Here is a 21,399-nt window from a genome sequence, read left to right on the forward strand (position 1 = left end):
TTGGGGGGGTAAACGGAAGGTCCGGTTTTCGACTGGATTTGCCTGAAGCAGACCTAATTTATTTTAACTCGTAAAAATAATTTTGATGTGTGACGAGTTTGTTGGAGAGTTTTCACAATTGAACCATCCGATACCCGACGCCCGTTTCAGTGATGATAAGACGTGGCCGCTCCGGATCAATTTCGATCTTCTGACGTATCTGGCGGATATAGACGCGAAGCTGCTGAACATCGCCCGTTGCTCCCCATAGCTGACTCATGATGGTCTGATGCGTCAGGACACGTCCCGCGTAACGAACCAGCATGCGCAGGATATCCCACTCTCGTGGTGACAGCCGGATCTCCCCCTCGCCACGAAAGATCTGGCGGCGCACGAGATCAACTGTCACATCACCTGACACAAACAGTGGGATGGTGCCTTCCTGCTGTAATGCGTGACGCAATGCATTGCGCATGCGAGCGATAAGTTCAGCCATGCTGAATGGCTTGGTTACATAGTCATCAGCACCCGCTTCAAGTGCCGCGACTTTCTCCCGTTCGTCATCACGAACCGAGAGGATCACGACAGGCAAGGTTGGATGAGTGCGTCTCAGGCGTCGAAGGACTTCCACACCGTCCATGTCTGGAAGACCCAGATCAAGAACGACAATGTCTGGCAAGACCTCTGTTGCCATGTTCAGTGCCATTTCCCCGGTCCGGGCTTCTGTTACGCGCCAGGACTGGCTGACGAGCGACGTTCTGAGAAGCCGACGAATGGCAGGCTCGTCATCCACAATCAGTACCGACGGATCGCTCATTTTGTATTTTTCTCGTTCAAAGGAAACGTCATGATCAACTCTGCGCCCGAACGGTCCTGCCGATTGCGCGCCACAACTGTTCCTCCCATGGCTTCAATGAAACCCCGGGAGATGGCAAGCCCCAGACCGGTTCCGGGTCTCGATCGATCAGCAGATTTGAAACGTTTGAATTTACTAAAGGCGACCTCTGGATCGCTCACCGCAAATCCCTCTCCTTGATCTCTGACATGGATGAGAAGAGAGCCGGCGTCAGAGGACGCTATGACGGTGATTTTTGTCTCCGGGTTAGTATATTTCCCAGCGTTATCAAGAATATTGAAAAGCGCCTGTTCCAGAAGAACGTCGTCCAGAAGCGGCATTGGTAAATCAGGTTCAATGAGCATCTCGATCTCGTGATCGGACAACAGACCCGCAGCGCGGGAAAGCGTGCTTGCAATGACCTCGCCAACATCCACGGGTTCCCTGCGTGGCTGGAGAGCACCGGCTTCAAGGCGGGTCATGTCCAGCAGATTAGCGACAAAGCGATTAAGCCGCTCTGCTTCGTCGTGAATGGTTGAGAGCAGTTCCTGGCGCGCAGTGCCGTCGAGTTCTTCTCCGTAACTTTCAAGACTGGATGTCGCGCCCAGAATGGAGGCTAGGGGCGTTCTCAGATCGTGGGAAATCGACGTCAGTAATGCACCCCGTAATTTGTCGGTTTCGACATCAAGGCGTGCCTGATCCAGTTCCCCAGCCAAAAGAATACTCTCAATGGCGGATGCGGTCTGATCGGCCAAAGCATCCAGCAGCCCCTGCTGCTCAAGGTCAAAAATGGGTCCTGTTGTTCTCTCTGTCTGAAGGCCGATCACGGCGACCGGTCCACGTCCGGTTCGCAGAGGGATGAAGAGCCATCGCCCACCCGGGAGATTATCTGACCCTCGACCCGCTACTTTATTGTGCTTCCATGCCCAGGTTGCCGCTGCCAGATCGTCAGCCCCAACGACTTTCCCGCCGTTATAGGACGCCTTGACTTCCAGCTTCTCGCTCTCAGGAAGCAACATGGCCACATCGCAGTCGAGCATTGTCGCGATCTGATGGCTTGCAGACCATAGTAGATCGTCGAGTTTAATGATCCCCGTGATTGTGCGACTGAAATGATACAGCGATTGCGTGATATCCGCCCGGTGTCGCGCCACCACAGCCTGATTTCGGACGCGTGCCCCAAGGTTACTAGCGATGAGAGCCGTTGCGAAGAAGAAGAACAGGGCCACAACATTATCAGGGGCCGCAATCGTCAACGTATAAAGAGGAGGCAAAAAAAAGAAATTGAAACAGAGCATCCCCAGCAGGGATGCCCACAACGATGGCCAGAGACCGTAGGCCACCGCCACGCCGAGGATAGCGGTCAAAAAGGCCAGCGAAACATTGCTGACCTCAAAGCCCCGACGCAACAGAAGCGCTACCGCCAGCGTGCCGAGAACGATCAGGGTAGCCGTTACATAAGGGCCAACCCTGAAAGATTCGACATTGCTGTTTTGTTCTGTCACCGCATCGTCGCTGGGAGAACGTGGCACGACATGCACAGGAAAACCCTGAGCACACTGGATCAGACGCTCCGTCGTTGCGCGTCCCAACCATTGCCGGATCCGCCCGCTCCACCCGTGACCGGCAGGATGTGCCGCCACGATCTGTGTCACGTTCTGCGTCCTTGCATAGGCAACAGCATCAAGCGCTACGTCCTGGCCTGGGATCGTGACCGTCTCCGCGCCCAAGGACTGCGCCAGATGCATCTGAGACGCCATTCTTGTACGAGCCGTATCGCTCAGATCACGGTTCGTCTCGACATGGAGCACGATCCACGGAGCATGAAGACGATCAGCCAGGCGCTTGCCATAACGCAGGAGACTGGCATCCCCGTCCTGAAGGGTCAGGCAGACCATGATCCGCTCGCCTGCCGCCCATGGTCCGGCAATCGCGTTGGCCTTCATGTGGTCAACAAGCTGTGCGTCAACCTGCTGTGCAGTCTGACGCAGGGCAAGCTCGCGTAGCGCCGTCAGATTACCTGGAGAAAAATAATGAAGCAGCGCCCTTCCAGCGGTGTGTTCAGCATAGATCTTGCCGTCCCGCATGCGTTGCAACAGATCGTTCGGTGTCAGGTCAATAAGTTCGACCTCGTCCGCATCTCCGATCACGTGATCGGGAACCGTCTCCCGCACACGGACCCGCGTGATGGATGCGACGATATCGTTAAGGCTTTCAAGATGCTGAATATTGACGGTCGTCAGAACATCAATGCCGGCTGCAAGCAGTTCCTCGACATCCATCCATCGCTTCGGATGGCGTGATCCCGACGCGTTTGTATGCGCCAGTTCGTCCACGGCGACGACACGCGGCACCCGCATCAGCACAGCATCGAGATCCATCTCGGTCAGGATCCGGTGGCGGTACGTCATGGTCCGTAAAGGTACCAGTTCCAACCCGTTCACCAAGGCCGCCGTCTCAGAGCGACCATGCGTTTCGACCACCCCAATCACGACGTCCACACCGTCGCGTTGCAACTGATGCGCAACGGTCAGCATTTCGAATGTCTTGCCGACACCGGGAGCCGCACCAAGAAAAACCTTGAAGCGGCCGCGTTTGTGGCTGTCACCGTCCAGCACAGTCTGCCGGAGAAGGGCGTCAGGATCGGGGCGGATGAGATGTGTCTCCATTACCGATGTAGGGAATCCAGAGCCATGTTGAGTTCCAGCACATTAAGATGAGGTTCGCCAAGCCAACCCATGAGGGGATGTGTAATCATGTGTTCCACCAGTTGCCTGACCCTCTCCTCGGTCAGGTGACGCACGCGCGCAATACGCTTGACCTGGAAAAACGCAGCCTGTGGCGAGATATCGGGGTCCAGACCGCTGGCTGACGTCGTCACAAGATCCATGGGGATTGGCCAGCCCGCCGCAATGGCCTCAGGATTTTCCGCCCTTACTTGCGCCAGAGTTGCGGCCACACGCTCAACGAGCGCCTTTGAGGTCGGGCTGGCGTTGGACCCCACCGACACCGCGGCATTATAGGGGGTCGGGACGATCTTCGTTGGATCGGCCGGGTCTGCACCTGTCGTTGCCGAGGGACGACCATGAAAATAGCGGGTCTGCGTAAAATTTTGACCGATCAGTGACGAACCTACCGTTCGTTCGCCGTCATGGATGAGACTGCCGGCCGCTTTGTCCGGCATCAGAACGCTCGAAACGGCAGTCATGCCTAACGGATACAGGATGCCGGTGAGAAGGGACAGAAGCCCGAAAATCACCAGCGCGGGACGAAGTTGACGGATAAGTGTCATGCCAGTGTCCTCAGGCCAGACCGATGCTCGTCACGAGCATGTCTATGAGTTTGATTCCGATGAACGGGACGATCAGGCCACCAATGCCGTAAATCAGGAGATTGCGCCTTAGAAGCGACGCCGCGCCTACCGGACGATAACGAACACCCTTCAGCGCCAGAGGAATGAGCGCAATGATGATCAGGGCATTGAAGATGATCGCCGAGAGCACTGCGCTTTCCGGTGTGGCAAGATGCATGATGTTCAATGCCGAAAGCGCTGGATAGAAGCCCACAAACATCGCGGGAATGATGGCGAAATATTTGGCGACATCGTTGGCGATCGAAAACGTCGTCAGGGCTCCACGCGTCATAAGGAGCTGTTTTCCAATCCCCACGATCTCAATGAGTTTCGTCGGATCACTGTCCAGGTCAACCATGTTGCCGGCCTCGCGTGCCGCGACCGTTCCCGTGTTCATGGCCACCCCAACATCGGCCTGCGCGAGAGCCGGAGCATCATTGGTACCATCACCGCACATCGCCACCAGCTTGCCTGACGCCTGTTCCGAACGGATCAGCGCGAGCTTTGCCTCCGGTGTTGCCTGCGCAAGGAAGTCATCGACACCGCTCTCCGCCGCGATCGCTGCGGCCGTCAGGGGATTATCCCCTGTGATCATGACGGTCCGGATGCCCATCCGTCGCAGTTCCGCGAAACGCTCGCGTATTCCCCCTTTGACAACGTCTTTCAGATGGACCACGCCGAGCAGGCGCGTATTGTCCGCTACCGCGAGCGGCGTACCGCCCTGGCGGGCTATCTCGTCGGCGATCTGACGGATCTGATCGACCGATGGCGCGGTTTCTCCGAGACAGGCGATGACGCTGTCCACCGCACCCTTGCGGATCTGTCTGTCCCCGATATCCACCCCACTCATGCGTGTCTGTGCCGTAAAGGGGACGAAATGCGCACCAAGGGCGTTCATGTCGCGGCCACGAATACCGAATTTTTCCTTGGCCAGCACGACGATCGAGCGCCCTTCCGGCGTTTCGTCGGCCAGGGATGCAAGCTGCGCCGCATCAGCGAGCGCGTTTTCCGTCACGCCCGCGACAGGAACGAACGCGGTAGCTTGTCTGTCACCAATAGTGATCGTGCCAGTCTTGTCGAGCAGTAGCGTATCGACATCGCCCGCAGCCTCTACCGCACGCCCCGACATGGCGAGCACGTTGAAACGTATCAGACGATCCATACCGGCAATACCGATCGCGGACAGCAGAGCACCGATTGTCGTCGGAATGAGCGTTACAAACAGTGCGACGAGGATCAGAACAGAAATATGACCACCTGCGTAATGCACGAAGCTCGGGATCGTCGCGACCGCGAAAATGAAGATCAGCGTCATGCCTGCCAGCAGGATCGTCAGCGCAATCTCGTTGGGCGTTTTCTGGCGCTGCGCACCTTCGACAAGCGAGATCATCCGGTCAAGGAAGGTGGAACCCTGAGCCGCCGTGATCCTCACGATAATCCAGTCGGACAGGACTCGTGTGCCGCCCGTCACCGCGGAGCGATCGCCACCACTTTCGCGGATCACGGGAGCGGACTCGCCGGTGATGGCGGATTCATCGACTGATGCGATCCCGTCGACGACTTCCCCGTCGCTCGGAATGAAGTCGCCAGCTTCAACCAGCACGATGTCGCCCACCGCGAGTTCAGGAGCCGGGATCTGCTCATACAGACCGAGATGTGAGTAGCCTCCGTCGTCATTGGCCAAGAGACGCTTTCCGAGTGTTTCGGTTCGGGTGCGGCGCAGACTGTCGGCCTGCGCCTTGCCACGCCCTTCCGCGACGGCCTCGGCGAAATTGGCAAAGAGGAGCGTAAACCAAAGCCAGAGATTGATCTGGATCGCAAAACCGGGATGCGTTCCCCCAATGATTATGTCGCGTACCAGCAGGACAGTCGTCAGAATGGTGACGACCTCCACGACGAACATGACCGGATTGCGCCACATGATGCGCGGGTCAAGCTTGCGGAAGCTTTCCCTGATCGCGGGCAGCAGAAGCGACGCCTGCATCAGGCTGCTCTGACTGCGATGTTCCGAATGCCGCCCGCCATGATTGGCTTCGGAATGAGGTAAATGGAGTGCCATGAACAATGCGCCTCTTAGAACCGGGTGCCACGCAGCATCGCGAGATGCTCGACGATCGGCCCGAGAGCGAGTGCAGGAAGGAAAGTCAGCCCCCCTACGATCAGGATCACGCCTGTCACGAGGGCGATAAAGAGACCCGTATCGGTAGGGAATGTGCCGGGCGTGGGAGCGGCTGTTTTCTTCGCCGCCATTGCCCCGGCAATGGCCAGTACCGGAATGATGACAAAAAAGCGCCCTACCATCATGCCAATGCCGAGCGTGACGTTCCAGAACGAATTTGCCGTTAAACCGGAGAACGCACTGCCGTTATTTGCTGCGGCCGACGTGTAGGCATAAAGCGCCTCGGTAAAGCCGTGCGGGCCGCTCGCGGACAGGGCGGACAGGCCAGATGGCACGACAATGGCGAGCGCAGTGAAACCGAGCATAACCAGAGGCAGGCACAAGACAGCCAGCATCGTCATTTTGATTTCGCGCGCTTCGATCTTTTTGCCGAGATATTCCGGCGTGCGTCCAACCATCAGCCCCGCCATAAAGACGGCAATGATGGCAAACAGCAGGAAGCCATAGAGACCCGAACCGACGCCACCGAAGATCACTTCGCCGAGCATCATGTTCACGAGCGGAACCATACCACCCAGTGGCAGGAAGCTCTCGTGCATGGCGTTGACCGCACCGCAGGACGCATCGGTCGTGACCGTTGCGAACAGCGCCGACCCCACGATGCCAAAGCGTGTTTCCTTGCCTTCCATGTTGCCGAGAGACGGATCAATTCCAAGTGCGTGCAGCAAAGGGTTGGCATGGGCTTCGGACCAGTACGTCACAGCGGCTCCGACGAGAAACAACGCCGCCATAGCGGAGAAAATTGCCCATCCTTGCCGCTCCCTGCCGACCATGCGCCCGAACATATTGGTCAGTCCGGCACCTAGTGTGAAAATGGCAAGCATCTGCACAAAATTGGTCAGTGCGTTCGGATTCTCGAACGGATGGGCGGAATTTACGTTGAAGAAGCCGCCGCCATTCGTCCCGAGCATCTTGATCGCTTCCTGCGAAGCAACCGGGCCGAGCGCGATCGTCTGGTGCACGCCTTCGACCGTCTGAGCCGTGACAGAGCCGGTCAGGGTCTGTGGCACCCCTTCAAGCACGAAGAAAAGGGTCAGAACCACACAGATCGGCAGAAGGACATACAACGTCGTGCGGACGAGGTCTCTCCAGAAATTGCCGATCGATGAGGCACTCCGACGCGTGAAACCACGGATGACGGCCGCTGCAATCGCAATGCCTGCAGCAGCGGAGACAAAGTTCTGTACCGTCAATGCCAGCATCTGGCTGAGATGACTCATGGTCGTCTCGCCCGCATAGCTCTGCCAGTTCGTATTGGTCACAAAACTGATCGCCGTGTTGTAAGCGAGATCAGGCGCAACGCCTCCCATGCCATTCGGATTGAGTGGCAAGAAGCCCTGGAAACGCAAAAGCGCGTAAACTGCAATGAAACAGATGATCTTGAAGACGATGACTGCGATTGCATACTGTGACCAGGATTGCTCCCGATCCTGCTGAATACCTGCGATACGATAGATGCCGCGTTCAAACGGACTAAAGATCCGCCCAAGAATATGCGGCTCTCCTTCGAGAACACGTTTCAGGAAACCACCAAGCGGCCTCGTCATCGCCACAACGCAGATGAAAAAGGCCATGATGGTGACCCAGCCATAAAATGACATTGTCAGAATTTCTCCGGGCGCAGGAGAACCGCTGTCATGTAGACCAGGAGGCCGAGCGTAACGACGCTGGCCATGATAAGTTCAAAGGTCATGATCAGACCCTCGTGCAAATGGAGATGTAGGCAACGCAAACGCCGAAGCCGAACACTCCAAGTGCGATATACAGAATATCCAGCATACGAGAATGCTCCTTGTGTGCATCTCGAAGTATCCAGCCGAACCGCATAGGAATGACAGAGAAGAGGGCGGCAATGTTTATAGGAAAGTCATAGGAATCTGCCCTAAAACGCTGACTCAACGTCTTACCCGTCTTGTCGTGCGCCGTCTTTGGAGACTAGCTCCGGATCGTCGCCCAACCGCCCCCCTGATGTCAGAGCCGGTTCATGCGGCGTTTCTTTCTGGCAAGAGCACGACGATGATGAACAGAGTTTACCCGGACGGATCAACGTTTCCGAAGAGGGCGACCCAAGCCCGAAGTGCAGGCCTTTTCCTGACAGCAGCCATTATGGCAGGCTTTCTGGATATGAACGATGCGGCCGCGAAAACCCCTTCGGAGTGGTTCGATGACGTCACTCTTGCAGGGCAGATCGAGGGAGGGATCAACGCCAACGTCAGCCGCCCCGCAAACGGGGTCAATTTCGGACAGTTCTTCGGTGACAGGGCCAACCAGGCCCAACTGGACCAGTTGACACTGACGGTTGCGCGCGCCGTGGATACGACAGCGTCGTCTTACGACGTGGGCTTCATGATCCGGGGGCTCTACGGTGCTGATGGACGGTACTTCAATATTGCGGGTGTCACGGACCGTCTGATGACCAGCCGTTATCAGTTCATTGTGCCTCAGGCCCATATCGACGTTCACCTGCCGTGGCTAACCCGACACGGACTGGACATGCAGGCGGGCATACTGGCCTCGCCGATGGGCGTGGAATCCCTCGATCCTTCCCTCCGTCCTTTCTATACTTTGTCCTACACGACCGAGTATTCTACGCCGTTCGAGCATGTGGGGGCGATGTTTCAATGGCATCTGACCGACCGTATCGACGCATTGTTCGGCGTCGATACGGGCAATCAGGTCTCGTTTGGGCGAGGTGACAACAATCGTGCTGCTGCAGGGTATTTCGGTCTAACGGCGTCCAGTCTTGCGAATGGCAAATTGTCTCTGACTTATCTTGGGCGCGTCGGTCCTGAAAACGCTACCCGCGCCCTCGGGCAGCGTGCAAACTCCGCGCAACGTTACTGGAATGATCTGAGCGGGAGTTACAAGATTTCGGATCGGCTTTCCTTTACCGGCGAGCTGAATTTCCTGCACGACGAAGGGCTTCATGCCAACACATACAGTTTTGTCAGCTACCTTTCCTATCAACTGACGCCGACACTTCTTCTGAATTACCGCGGCGAGATCTATCGTGATGATAGTGGTCTGTTAGTAACATCCTTCATCGCAAATAATGCCTACATGCAAGCGACGCTTGGCAAACCCACGATCACGCAATCGGCGCCGCCGACGACATACGGCGCGCTGACACTGGGTGCTACGTGGCGTCCTGTGCTCGGCCATTCCGTCAAGTTGTTTGAGATCCGTCCTGAAATTCGGTTTGATCGCTCACTGAACGGAACTAGGCCATTCAATGATCTCAGAAATGTTGGTCAGTTCACTTTTGGAGCTGATGTAGTATTAGGTTTTTAACTGCCCGAAGATGCGTTGAAAAATGGTGACGACAAGAATGATCAAGAATATTCCCGGATTTTTAAAGCTCTCTGCTATCTTCGACCTTTTTGAAGAACTCGCAATGCTGGTTCTTACGCTTTGTATCGTGGTGGTTGCGGCTTTGGGTCTCGTACATGTTCTGTACGCCGTTTTTGAAATGGTGCTGACCGCGACCCTCTCCCCAACCAATCCTGCGGTTCTCCAGAGCCTTTTTGGTCTGTTTTTTACAGTCCTGATTGCACTGGAGTTCAAGCACTCTATTCTTGTCTCGCCTGACACACCCTCGCACAGCATGGTCAGGATGCGGTCCGTCCTTCTCATCGGCATGATGGCGACCGTTCGCAAATTCATTGTTCTCGATCTCAGCGGCGTCGACGTCATGGAAGTTCTAGCACTATCGGCAGCAATCCTGGCCTTGGGGATCGTCTACTGGCTCGTTCGTGGCAATAATAAAATAATGAATTAACTCGGAGATATCAGCATTCTAATTCTAGAGATCACGTCCGCTTTTGGAAAATTATTAAGATCTTTTCTATGACTGACATGTAGGCGACTGCCGCCTGTCTGTTTTGTGTTGTTTTGTTTTGCGTCGACAGACGGTCAATCATGACGAGCAAAAACTCATTCATGAACGCTTCTCTCATCTGGGCAGCGCAGATCTGATCCGTCAATATGCACAGCAGATCCACACTGAAGAACTGGAGCCGTCTGGACTGCAAACGTACTTTCAGAGGCCCGTCCGCTAACATGACTAAATTGAAGCCCCTTCCGGGCCGATAGTCGAATATTTCTCAAAGTCAGTCCCTCAATCGGCGCTTCGGGCAATCCCAACACAACCCCCGCAGTCTCCGCATTTTTCGCCGTCAGATCGGTAATGGTGACATCGTGAATATGCGGGGTTGTTGACGTTACCGGAGCAGCGGGATCGGTCATTGAGACAGTCTTCTGGGTTCCACCGGGCTGCCCTGCATAATAATCACTGATCGACAGCGGAGCGCGGACATGATTCATCATCACATGTTCCGCGCTAATCCAGCCAATATCTCCCCCACGATCTCGTCCAGACTTAATCCGCAGCCCGGACAGCGTGTTCTGAAACGAGACGTCAGAAATTCTGATATGATGGGCCCCATTGGCCAGTTCACTGCCAATAGACAGACCGTGCCCTTCGCCAAAGCGAGACTGTGTAATGCTGATATCACTCACGGCTCGTCCCGGTTGCCTCAAACCGGACTTGATGGCGATATTATCATCCCCCGTCGCAATATCGAGAGTGCTCATCGTGACATGATCCGAGGAGACAAGATCAATACCATCGGTATTCCGAGACGAGGCCGGGTTGCGGATCGTGAGATGATCGATCTTGATCTGGCTGGACTCCCTTACAACGACCGTCCACATCGGAGAATTGGTCGCCGTAACGCCTGAGATCCGTCCATGCTGCACATGCGAAAACTCAATCAGCCAAGGACGTGGTAGGCCATTAGCAGCAGGAACCCCCGGATAGTCTGGCCCGTAAGGTAAAGGACCTGAGGTCTGCGTCTTGTGCGCCCGCACCGCTTGAGGCCACCAGACAGCAGCCCCATTCCCATCAATATGGCCCTGACCGGTTATAGCCACGTCCTGAACATCAATCGCAGAAACAAGGGCTTCACCGGGCTGCGCTGCTTTCCCCAGAAAGGCCCAGTGGAATAGACGCGTGTCCGAACTCCCCAGAAGGGTACTTCCCTGCCCCAGATTCAGCGTGACATGGTTTTTGAGAGATAAAGGTCCGCTCAACCATGTTCCTGACGTCAACGACACCATGCCACCGCCTGCCTCGCTACAGGCTGTAATGGCACGTTGAATGGCCGGATCGTCATTGGTGCGGCCATCATGCCGTGCACCATAGGTAACAGGATCACAGCGAGACGAAGCGGCATGACTGGGTATGGGCATGCACAACAACGCCGCGACTATCCCACCTAAAAAGAGGCGCGTGCCTCTCATAGAGTGGCGACCTAAAACACATCTTTGGCCCGACTGGTTGCGTTTGTGAGCAGCGCTCCCCTTCACTTCCGCAACCCCTTGATACCCAGCTCTTCCCACATCCAGTCAAAGCTGAAAGAGGCCCCTGCCTCCTCACGCCCCAGGCCTGCTGTCGTGGCTTCAATCTGCTTCAACCAGGCCGCGACTTTCTTCTTCCCCGCCGCTGTTTTAACAGCCTGCCTCGGCGTGACATGCCCAAGCCCCGGAACAACCTCATCCAGAACACGGCGATAATGCTGCTCAAAAACAGCAGCCAAAATTTCCGCTTCCGCTTCGAGCGGGATCTCGTCTTCAAGCACGTCCCCTCGGCCAGAGGTCCGCTGTTCTTCTAAAGCCTGCTCGGCGGTCATAATCTGTGTTAGAGGAGATCCAATCAGGCTTCCCAAGGCGTTGCGGAGTACAGCCGTGCCTTGCTCAGCCCGTGTTTTTGAGTTGACCTGCAATCTCAGCTGATGGCCTTTCAGTTCCAGAGTCCCCAGAACAAGACCACCATCATCCAACGTGGTGCTCAAAAACTGAGCTTTGCTGTCGCCTGCTTTAGAATGGGCCTCAGGAACATGGTCCCCAGCCTGACGCGTCCAATTCCAGATCATGCGCCCCGCATGCTGCAAACAGGGTATCGTCTTCAAAACCTTGGCAATGCTCTTCTGGGTGCTTCCCTTGCTGAGAGGAAAACACACGTCATGAAAGACCAGGTCTTCGCCATCGCCGTTAAACAGAACGGGTGGCTCAGAGGCGCTCACCATGTTTTCCATGGTTCTAAAGAGCCAGGTCAACGTAAAGACCGGAGCCAGATCGCGGAGCACCTCTGTTTTGATCTTTGGAAACTCAGCCTGACCTCGCTTACGCTTGAGAACATCGCGCAAATTCTCAGCCAGATATTCGCAAGCCTGCGGCGAATATGCCAACAGACTCCCTGCCAAAACCATTTTACCGTCTTCGGGAACAAGGCGTGCCGCGATGCGCGCCCAAGGCTTCAAGGACTGTGTGGCTGAGCGTTCATGAACCAGAACAGGGTCACCACCCCGCAACAGGTCACGCACCATCATGCTTTGACCCGGCACGATCTGCGAAACCTCATACAGGCTCATGACGGCCTCTTTGAGGCCCCGCATATAAGCACTTTTACGTGGACCTTCTTTCCAGCCCCGTCGTTTCAGATAGACTTCAACGAAATTTTCGTTATCCCATTCCTGTCCCAAGAAATCTTCGAAGGCACAGCCCCAGAGTGACATCGCCGCACCCTGCCCTAGGATATCTTCCAGGTCTTCGAAGCTGATATCCGCCGCCTCTAAAGCCGGTCCCAAATGCTCACCCAACACCTCTTCAAAGCAGGATTGCCACTGATCCTGCTTCAGATATCCGATAAGCCCTGTCAGATTGTCAGCGTTCATAAATGCGACGACTTTCACTATTTTTCTGCGGCGGAACGGCAAACACCATGTTTACCCGAGAGCCTGGCTCAAAAAGCGGTCTGATTGATTTTTCGCATCATTCTGCGTATATAAGCAATAATGAGACATGCCTGTGAGGCCTGGGGATTCGGCAAACAGCATCGCCTTAAGGAAACGCGTGCTTATCTCCCCGATTTTACCTTAAAATTATAAATCTCACTATCGGCCCAACCCGCCTGCAAGAGATCGTGCGGCTCATGTCCGTTATGCGGAAAGCTGTTCGTCGGTGTGTATGTCAAATATGAGGCGTGTTCTGAAGGCAGTTTCTGCTTCACGAACAGCGTATTCTCTTGATGGGGTAATGATCCATTTGTCCGTCTTCCGAAAGAAATGTGGCGTGTTCAGCTTGCGCCTGCGCCATCAGGAGATGGTCAAACGGATCACGATGATGCAGAGGCAAAGACATCAGGATCTGCAGGTGTTCGGGCTGTATTTGTAATAGAGAGAAACCTTCTTCAGGAATGGCTGCCAGAATATCGTTCATATCCGCATCCAGCTTTCCGATACGGATTTTGATCGCAATTTCCCAGAGTGACACGATACTCACCAGAATATCGTGAACCGGGTCTGCGATGATTTCCCGTGCAGTCTCACCCAGCCGGTCGGAGTCCGAAAGCCACCACAGCAACGCATGCGTATCAAGCAGAACCTTCACAGGTCGCGTTCCATGCTTTCAAGAAGGTCCGTCGGTGTCTCATCAAAATCTTCGCTTATTCTGATCCGTCCGCGCAATGCGCCGGGTTGACGACGGGGGCGATAGGAAGAGGCTGGCGGCCGCAGTTCGGCTACGACCTGGTCATGAGACGTCACCAAGATCGTACTGCCCTGCCTGACCTGACGCAGATACGCTGTCAGGTTTCCCCGGAACTCCCGAACACCGATTTTCTGTGGGGATGCTGCGTTCTCTGAAAGATGCTCGCTCATGGTCTCCTCCTTATGTGTCATCATATCATGTACACAGAAGGAGGAGGTAGAGAATTCCTGAGGCATATTCGATTTCAGAGATCAGTGGCTTCCGACAGTGCCAGAGCGTCTTCTACATCCACCCCAAGGTATCGAACCGTACTATCCAGTTTTGAATGACCCAGCAGAATCTGCACGGCTCGGATATTACCGGTTCGTTTGTAAATCATGGCAACCTTAGTCCGGCGGAGCGAATGAGTTCCATATTCCCCGGCGATCAATCCCACCGCCTGAACCCATTGATCCAGAAGCCGGGCGTATTGCCTTGTGCTCAGGTGAGCTTTGGCGCTTAGGCGACTTGGAAAAACATACTCATTCAAGCCACCACCTCGATGTTCCAGCCACGCCCGCACGCTTTCCCGCGTTGTTTCTGTAATTTCGAATTGCACAGGTCGCCGGGTTTTCTGCTGGACGACCATGGCTCGGTGGCGCACCTGACCACTGGTAACGATGTCGCCGATACGAAGGCTGACAAGATCGCAGCCTCTGAGTTTGCTATCGAGAGCAAGATCAAACAAAGCTCTGTCTCTGACACGCTGTTCGCTCCCCAGCCAGAACCGAATAGCCCAGACGTGCTTTTCTTTGAGCGCCCGCTTGGCGCCAACCATTTTTCCTGCATTCCAAGGCACGGACGCCTTCAGCGTAGGCGATGGAAAACGCGTTTTCTTTTCCATGATACTTTCTCCTGATCAGCTGCACATGCAGCAATCAGAAGTCTGGAGGAGGACATCGGCGGATAACGAGAATTATTGCCGACCGCCCGCTTTTCGGAAACTGGAACGGCTCTTCTTTTGACCGAGATGAGGCGGAAGCGGACCTGCTGCTTGCGCCTCATCTCTGCCGTTCAACGAACTGTCACGCTTTCCCGATAGCGGACATTACTGGTTTTCCTTGACGTAAGGTCCGGAAGTGTCCAGCGGTGGCGGCATGGATACCATCAGTCTTCTTGCTCTGCTTCTGACCCTTTCGGCAGGCTTCAGCATTCTCAATCATCACACACTGCGTATTCCTGTCACGATTGGTGTTCTGATTTTCTCGTTGCTGACGTCGCTTATTGTCATGATCCTGAACTCACTGCTTCCGGCCTACGACCTTCAGGCTTTTCCACGTTCGATGCTTGGAGCCATCAATCTCCCTGCGGCACTTCTGAATGGCGCGTTGTCGCTTCTTCTGTTTGCCGGGGCCATGCAGGTCAATGTCGGACATCTGAGGGCAAAGCTGATGTCTGTGGCAGCCCTCTCCATTCTGGGAACCATTCTGGCTGTCGCATTTCTTGCGCTCGCCGCGTGGTCCGTTTTTCCGCTGCTGGGACACGCGGTTCCCTTTACATGGTGCATTGTGCTCGGTGCCATTCTCGCACCTACGGACCCGGTTTCAGTCGTGGGAATGCTAAAACGTCTGGGTCTGCCGGGACCGCTTCAGGCTGTTTTTGCAGGGGAAAGCCTGTTCAACGATGGCGTGGGTGTTGTCATTTTCGGTGTCACGATCGGGCTGGCAACCGGAGGAAGTCACGAAGTGACCGCCTCCGAGATTGCGCTGAGTTTCTGCCGGGAGGCAATCGGTGGTGGTCTGTTGGGCGCATTGACCGGGTGGATTGCTTTGCGGGTGCTCAAGGGACAGCGGGATCCGCATATCGACCTGCTAACATCGCTGGCCCTGGCCACTGGAACCTTCAGCATCGCCAATCAGTTTGGAATGTCCGGAGCGATTGCCGTCGTGGTGGCAGGACTGTGCTTTGGAACAAACTATAGCCATTCCATTTTCGACGAAGCGTCCCGCAAGGACCTTGACGTTGCGTGGACCCTCATTGACGAGGTGCTGAACGTCCTGCTGTTCATGCTGATCGGCTTTGAAATCCTTGAGATTAAGCCGCATGTGTTTGCAGTTCTGGCAACACTTGCCATCATCCCGCTGTCCATTGCTGTGCGCGCCTTGAGCGTGCTCTTTTCAACACTTCCGGCCCACCTCAGGCAGTGGGAACGGGGCCGCGTCCTGGGTATCCTGACATGGGGTGGCCTGCGTGGTGGCATCTCGGTCTCTCTGGCGCTGGGACTGCCAGCCGGAGACTTACGCGAATTGCTGTTGCCAGTGTGTTACGGCGTGGTGGTATTCACGATTATCGCACAAGGACTCACGATGGAATGGGTCGTCCAGAGACTGTTCCCCACCACCCGACTCTCAAGCTTAGATCGGTAACTTCTCCTCAGAGGCATCTTCCTGTTTCGCAGGCATGGGGTTTGGTCGTGAGGCGGGTTTGTCCATCGTTTCCAGAAATCTGTCGGCCAAGGCGGTATAGAGAGGTTGAGGGCAGACAATCCGGGAGACACCAAACGCCAGAAACGCTGTGGCCAGAAGTGCAAGCGTTACCTGCTGGTTATCGCAGATTTCCATGACGATGATCGTTGCGGTTAACGGCGATTGGGCAACACCACAGAAATAGGCAACTGTCCCCAACAGCACGACTGCACCGGGGGTCGTATGCGGAAGAAACTGTTCGATCCATCCGCCGATGCCCGCTCCGATTGCAAGAGAGGGTGCGAACATTCCACCTGGAATACCCGAGCAGTACGAGACCAGCATTGAGAGATACTTCAGGATAAAGAACGAGGCCGGGTAGTGGTCGGTGCCTGCAAAAATTGCCTGAGCCTGCACATAGCCCGTTCCGTAAGTGTTGCCTTTGGAGATCAGGCCGATCACGGCGGTCAACAGTCCGCACAGTGCTGAGAACATGATCGGACGCTGTTTGGCCAGTCGGCCGACAGAGCCAGGTAAGCCTCTGGACGCCCTGATAACGAGTGCGGCAAAGCTTCCCCCAGCCAGCCCCCCGACAATGCCGCAGACGAGAACGGCGATCCACGCTGTCCCAACAGGGATATTGACGTCGGCATGACCAAAATAGGTATAATTTCCCATGAGGGTAATAGCGGTGACACCTGAGATCACAACGATCGTCAATGTCCGGCCTGAGGCTTTCTGTTCGAAAGAGTGAGAAAGCTCCTCAATAGCAAAGACAATTCCAGCCAGCGGCGTGTTGAAAGCCGCTGCCATTCCAGCAGCGCCTCCCGCCAGAATCATACTGCGCTTGGACGCGATATTGGATTGCCCAAGCAGTCGTGAAAAGCCATGCATGATCGACGCTCCGATCTGCACGCTGGGACCTTCACGTCCGGTAGAGGCACCGCAGACAAGGCCAAGGCAGGTCAGAATGATTTTCCCGGCAGCAATCCGCAACGTGAGAATACGGTCAACAACTTCGTAGTTTCCCATGTGAAGGGTGGCGATCGTCTGGGGAATTCCTGACCCTTGTGACCCTTTGAAAAGCGTTCGCGTCATCCAGGTAATAAAGGCAAAGCCCGCGGGTGCGAGAGCAAGCATGGCCCAGGGATGCCACGTCACGAAGCGCGTTCGCAGGTCCGTGCACTGATCACCCAGCCGGGCGAATAAAACGGCTGTCAGACCCACGAGGACAGCGCCGATCCAGTAAAGACTCATCCTGCGCCAGCGTGTTGTTCTGGCGCGCGCTGTTCGTCTGAGATGGTGGATCCTGTCCTTATGATGAACAGATGGTTTCACAGGAGCAGAAGACACATCAGACACAGAAAACGTCCATAGCAGTATTAAGCCGTTTCCTCGGCCCTCATGACGACGACTGGAAAACTGGAATAAGAATGTCGTGCCAGATTTATCTGAACCGGGTCAAATATCGGAATTCATGATGTCGCCTTCCCTCATGCCCATTGCTGTCTCCGCCCGCCGCGTTTTCATCCTGGGTCTTGTCGCAGGATATGTAGATGCTCTGAGCTTCGTGGACCTGGGAGGTGTCTTTGCAGGTGCGATGACTGGAAACACCACGCATATGGGCGCTTCATTCGTGCAGGGAAACTGGTTTCATGGCTTCCTGCTTGTCGGTGCGCTGAGTATTTTCTTTGCCAGTGCGGTCCTGACCAGCCTGGCGCGCCTTCTCTGGCTTCCGGCTTACGGCGTCATGTTCATGACAATCCTGATGGTGCTGGCACAGGCGGCTCATTCATCTCCATACCGATACTGGGGTGAGTTCCTGATTCTCCCAGCTCTGCTGGCTGTACAGGGAGAAACCATTGCGAAATTTTCCGGCACATCAATGCCGACGATTGTCATCACAACCAATCTTCTGAAAGCCGCATCTGGCGTTGCAACCTGGGTGGCGGCAAAACTGGCACCGTCCCGCGTGGGGCCTCCGCTCTCCGGAAGTATTCTCCTGCCGGGACTGTCCTTCCTGTCTTTTTTTGTGGGGGCAGTGATGGCAGCGCTCGGGCTGGCAGTGCACGGCAGCTTTCCGTTTCTCTGGCCCCTGCCGTTTCTGGGCTTTCTTTACTGGGACGTCTGGAAATCAGAGCATGATGGACGTTACGAGGACTGAGACAGTCCAAGCTAAATATCACAGAGTAATCTGGTCTCTGAAGCTTTAAACCCTCTCGCACTGTTGCGTTTGCAAGACAGGGCCCCGCAAAATATTTCGCAATTACAATTTCTCCATATCAATAATTCCGCTGGCAGAAAATAATAATCAGAGCCAGCTTCTCTGGAGAAGGGATGAATTCGGTTTTGGCGCAGAAATAATCTTCATGGGAAGTGGTACGTGATGTCCCTGCGCGCGTGCGTCATATTGGACCTCGGGTCCGTGTATTTCATAGGGAGCACCGAGTTATTGGACAGTAATATTAAAAAATTCGCATAGTACTTGATATGGGCAAATTTCCAGATCAGAAAATAGTAATTTTATTATAACATCCTCGATGTGCCTTATGCACGAGCATAAAATCCAATCAATTCTATAAAAAAATTATTAATAGTGAAACATTCTTTGAAAAATAAAGAAGCCATTGCGTGTGTATGAATTTTGAAGATCTTGCATCTTCGAGAGACCCATATTCGTGAAAATTCCTCTGTCGATATATTATCTGAGCTTCTCTCTCCTTTTACTAAGTGGTCTTTCGCAGGCTGGAGCAGAAACACTTCATGATGCCATTCACTTGGCCTGGCAAGCAGATCCGAGGCTGTCGTCTTTTCATGCGGATGCTTTTGCAGCCAGGAAAGAGGCCAAAGCGGCACGTGCCTGGTTTCCTGACAGCCCCACTATTACAGGCGAGTATCTTGACGATCATTTTATCGGTAGCAAAGTCGGTTATACAACGTACCAAGGTGATATAAATTTTCCTTTGTGGCTGCCAGGACAAAGCCGCGCGATTGCCAATGAAGCACTTGGAAATCAGGAAGTTGCCGACGCCAACACTCAGGTCGAAAAACTGGTAACGGCTGTCCGTATCGTTACGCTGACCAGCGAGGCGACACTTCAGCAGGAAACCATTCGAAATTTACGTCATGCCGATTCCCTGCTGGGAAATATCGCTCACGTCACTGAAGTTGCCTATCAGAATGGTGAACTGTCCGGCTCTGATAACGAGGCGATTGTCGCAGAGAAAGAAACCCTTGAAGGCAGGATTTCGGATGCAGTTCAATCTTTGGACGGTATCAAAGCCGATCTTGAAGCTCTGACCGGACACGAGGATATTCCTGATCTTCTGTCTCTTTCAGGACATATCCTGGATGGGCGTAACATGGCTCTGAACGTTGAACGAGATCCGAGAGTCAGGCTGGCAGAGGCCATAAGAGGTGTTTCAAAAGCATCCTATGAAGTTGCGCGTCATTCCAAAATCCCCAATCCGCGTTTGGGTGTCATGGTCAGTCGGCAGGAACAGTATCAAAGTCCGTGGGATACGCAGGTAGGAGTTCAGATTCAAATCCCTCTACCAAGTGCAGCCCGAAATACTCCCATGGAAATGAAAGCGGTCAGGGCTATGGCGGCGGCAGACCGGGATGCCATTCTGGCGCGCAGAAAAGTTCAGACCGAATATCGACAGGTTCACACCCGATTTCGTTCGTCGCTGACAATCATGCAGCACAGCGAAGCGACCAATGTCGCGTTACAGAAGCGCGCAAACGACCTTGAAAATGCCTGGAAGGTCGGAGAGGTGCCGGTCATAGAATATCTCCGTGCGCGCCGCAGCGCTCTGGAAGCGCAGCAACGAGCCTCTCAGGCGAATGTCGTCTGGCACACTGCCATGATCAGAATGATGCTCCTGACAGGAGAGACCCCTTGAAAAAATCCATCTTTGTGTCTGTCCTGTTGGGCATGAGTTCTTTGTGCTTTCCTGGCGTAGGCATGGCTGAAAAGACCGTTCAGATTTCGCCGGATGCTTTTAAAGCGGAAAATATTGTGATCTCTACGGCGATAGCCGGAAGGCTGTCTGATCATATGGATGTTCCGGCCTATGTCGCACTTGATGAGCGCCATGTCGCCCGTATCCACCCAGTCGGAAACGGCCGTGTTCAGGAAGTCTTTGTAACGCCAGGAGAGAAAGTCCAGAAAGGCGCCCCCCTTTTCAAGTATGAAAATTTCAGCCTGGCAGATCAGGAACAGAGAGCTAACGAGGCACAGGCGGCTTATCAGCAGGCCCTGGCGCAAGAAAGTAACGCAACGGATATTTATAAACGTGGACATGCTTTAGAGGGGGGCGTTGTCTCTTCCGGCGAAGTAGAGCGACGCTTCGCATCGTTCAAAGCAGCACGTGAATTGGTTCGTCAGAGACAGGCAGAGTTAACTACGGAACGGCAACGTCTCGCACGGTATTCGACACAGTTGGAAAAAGGAGAAGGTCTGGTTTCTACCGTGACATCTCCAATCAGCGGTATTATCCGTACGATTTCAGTGACGCAGGGAGAGAGTGTTTCGAATACAGCCTTACCGGCTGTTGAAATTGACGACCTCTCGCAGGTCTGGGTCATCTCGCAGGTTGATCCACAGAAAGCTGGACTGTTGGCTGCTGGGGGGCAGCAGTTAACATACATCTCTGCAAATCAGGATCCTATTTCTTCAAATATTACTCTTATCGAGGCCAGTATTGAGCCCGGAACCAGACATGTTCTGGTGCGTAGCCTCGTAACAAATCCTGATATGATTTTGCGTCCTGATATGCTTGTAAAAACTCGTTTGATGACAAGAAATCGTGTCTCCGGCGTTCTTGTTCCAGAAGCCGCCATTCAGACATTGAATGGAGAAAATTGTGTCTTTGTTCAAAAATCAGATCATGAATTTGTTCCGAGGAATGTGACTGTCGCGACTACTCTTGAGGGAAAAGCTTTGGTGACAGAGGGTCTCAAGTCTGGGCAGAAAGTTGTCTCACAAGGAAGCTTTGTCCTCAAGTCGCAATATCTTCTGGCGCCGACGCCTGATCATTCCGAAGCACGGGACTAGATC

The 21,399-nt window shown here is 54.4% G+C and carries 18 protein-coding genes; 6 read left to right on the top strand and 12 right to left on the bottom strand.

The window, feature by feature from the left end; translation table 11 throughout:
* Positions 1 to 112 precede the first annotated feature (112 nt).
* Genes HKD27_RS12255 through HKD27_RS12280 form a run of 6 tightly spaced genes read right to left on the bottom strand, consistent with a single transcriptional unit; the run spans position 113 to position 8,038 of the window.
* Positions 113 to 796, bottom strand: a complete 684-nt coding sequence (locus HKD27_RS12255; RefSeq protein WP_194689974.1) for a response regulator — start codon at positions 794 to 796, stop codon at positions 113 to 115.
* Positions 793 to 3,483, bottom strand: a complete 2,691-nt coding sequence (locus tag HKD27_RS12260; RefSeq protein WP_194689975.1) for a sensor histidine kinase KdpD — start codon at positions 3,481 to 3,483, stop codon at positions 793 to 795. The genes HKD27_RS12255 and HKD27_RS12260 overlap by 4 nt, the downstream gene beginning before the upstream one ends.
* Positions 3,483 to 4,106 (bottom strand): potassium-transporting ATPase subunit KdpC, encoded by a 624-nt coding sequence (gene kdpC / locus HKD27_RS12265; RefSeq protein WP_194689976.1) that lies wholly within the window; start codon positions 4,104 to 4,106, stop codon positions 3,483 to 3,485. The genes HKD27_RS12260 and kdpC overlap by 1 nt, the downstream gene beginning before the upstream one ends.
* A 10-nt stretch (positions 4,107 to 4,116) precedes the next feature.
* Positions 4,117 to 6,225, bottom strand: a complete 2,109-nt coding sequence (kdpB, locus tag HKD27_RS12270; RefSeq protein ID WP_194689977.1) for a potassium-transporting ATPase subunit KdpB — start codon at positions 6,223 to 6,225, stop codon at positions 4,117 to 4,119.
* A 14-nt stretch (positions 6,226 to 6,239) separates the two neighbouring features.
* Positions 6,240 to 7,946, bottom strand: a complete 1,707-nt coding sequence (gene kdpA / locus HKD27_RS12275) for a potassium-transporting ATPase subunit KdpA (RefSeq protein ID WP_194689978.1) — start codon at positions 7,944 to 7,946, stop codon at positions 6,240 to 6,242.
* Positions 7,947 to 7,948: 2 nt separating this feature from the next.
* The gene (locus HKD27_RS12280; RefSeq protein ID WP_041247966.1) at positions 7,949 to 8,038 is read right to left on the bottom strand and encodes a potassium-transporting ATPase subunit F; all 90 of its coding nucleotides are present in this window, start codon (positions 8,036 to 8,038) and stop codon (positions 7,949 to 7,951) included.
* A 275-nt stretch (positions 8,039 to 8,313) separates the two neighbouring features.
* Here HKD27_RS12280 and HKD27_RS12285 point away from each other — a divergent pair, with 275 nt between their 5' ends.
* Both HKD27_RS12285 and HKD27_RS12290 read left to right on the top strand, forming a co-directional pair.
* Entirely contained in the window at positions 8,314 to 9,636 is a 1,323-nt protein-coding gene (locus HKD27_RS12285; protein WP_228518559.1) for an outer membrane beta-barrel protein, read from the top strand.
* 37 nt (positions 9,637 to 9,673) lie between these two features.
* Complete coding sequence (locus HKD27_RS12290) at positions 9,674 to 10,123, top strand: phosphate-starvation-inducible PsiE family protein (protein WP_194689979.1); 450 nt, start codon at positions 9,674 to 9,676, stop codon at positions 10,121 to 10,123.
* Between the two features lie 155 nt (positions 10,124 to 10,278).
* Here HKD27_RS12290 and HKD27_RS12295 read toward each other — a convergent pair whose 3' ends face one another.
* From HKD27_RS12295 to HKD27_RS12315, 5 genes are all read right to left on the bottom strand, one after another.
* Complete coding sequence (locus tag HKD27_RS12295) at positions 10,279 to 11,436, bottom strand: glycoside hydrolase family 28 protein (RefSeq protein WP_370544270.1); 1,158 nt, start codon at positions 11,434 to 11,436, stop codon at positions 10,279 to 10,281.
* Between the two features lie 272 nt (positions 11,437 to 11,708).
* Positions 11,709 to 13,079, bottom strand: a complete 1,371-nt coding sequence (locus tag HKD27_RS12300; protein ID WP_194689992.1) for a hypothetical protein — start codon at positions 13,077 to 13,079, stop codon at positions 11,709 to 11,711.
* 331 nt (positions 13,080 to 13,410) lie between these two features.
* Entirely contained in the window at positions 13,411 to 13,794 is a 384-nt protein-coding gene (locus HKD27_RS12305) for a type II toxin-antitoxin system VapC family toxin (RefSeq protein WP_006560236.1), read from the bottom strand.
* Entirely contained in the window at positions 13,791 to 14,129 is a 339-nt protein-coding gene (locus HKD27_RS12310) for a type II toxin-antitoxin system Phd/YefM family antitoxin (RefSeq protein WP_194689981.1), read from the bottom strand. The genes HKD27_RS12305 and HKD27_RS12310 overlap by 4 nt, the downstream gene beginning before the upstream one ends.
* Before the next feature lie 8 nt (positions 14,130 to 14,137).
* Entirely contained in the window at positions 14,138 to 14,776 is a 639-nt protein-coding gene (locus HKD27_RS12315) for a tyrosine-type recombinase/integrase (protein ID WP_012813326.1), read from the bottom strand.
* 253 nt (positions 14,777 to 15,029) lie between these two features.
* Between HKD27_RS12315 and HKD27_RS12320 the strand changes: the two genes are divergently transcribed.
* Positions 15,030 to 16,298 carry a sodium:proton antiporter gene (locus tag HKD27_RS12320; RefSeq protein ID WP_194689982.1) on the top strand — a complete coding sequence of 423 codons (1,269 nt, stop codon included), beginning with the start codon at positions 15,030 to 15,032 and terminating at the stop codon, positions 16,296 to 16,298.
* Here HKD27_RS12320 and HKD27_RS12325 read toward each other — a convergent pair.
* Positions 16,287 to 17,594, bottom strand: coding sequence for a chloride channel protein (locus HKD27_RS12325; RefSeq protein ID WP_194689983.1), 1,308 nt, complete (start codon positions 17,592 to 17,594; stop codon positions 16,287 to 16,289). The two genes, HKD27_RS12320 and HKD27_RS12325, sit on opposite strands and share 12 nt — an antisense overlap.
* Positions 17,595 to 17,817: 223 nt before the next feature.
* On the opposite strand from HKD27_RS12325, the gene HKD27_RS12330 reads away from it, so the two are divergent.
* The 3 genes from HKD27_RS12330 (at position 17,818) to HKD27_RS12340 (ending at position 21,396) form a co-directional block, all read left to right on the top strand.
* Positions 17,818 to 18,501 (top strand): YoaK family protein, encoded by a 684-nt coding sequence (locus HKD27_RS12330; protein ID WP_194689993.1) that lies wholly within the window; start codon positions 17,818 to 17,820, stop codon positions 18,499 to 18,501.
* Between the two features lie 514 nt (positions 18,502 to 19,015).
* Positions 19,016 to 20,242, top strand: a complete 1,227-nt coding sequence (locus tag HKD27_RS12335) for a TolC family protein (RefSeq protein ID WP_370544271.1) — start codon at positions 19,016 to 19,018, stop codon at positions 20,240 to 20,242.
* Positions 20,239 to 21,396: an efflux RND transporter periplasmic adaptor subunit gene (locus HKD27_RS12340; protein WP_194689984.1), complete on the top strand. Its 1,158-nt coding sequence runs from the start codon at positions 20,239 to 20,241 to the stop codon at positions 21,394 to 21,396. The genes HKD27_RS12335 and HKD27_RS12340 overlap by 4 nt, the downstream gene beginning before the upstream one ends.
* The last annotated feature ends 3 nt before the right edge of the window (positions 21,397 to 21,399 follow it).

The organism is Gluconobacter sp. R75690, from assembly GCF_015244525.1.
Taxonomy (GTDB): Bacteria; Pseudomonadota; Alphaproteobacteria; order Acetobacterales; family Acetobacteraceae; genus Gluconobacter; species Gluconobacter potus.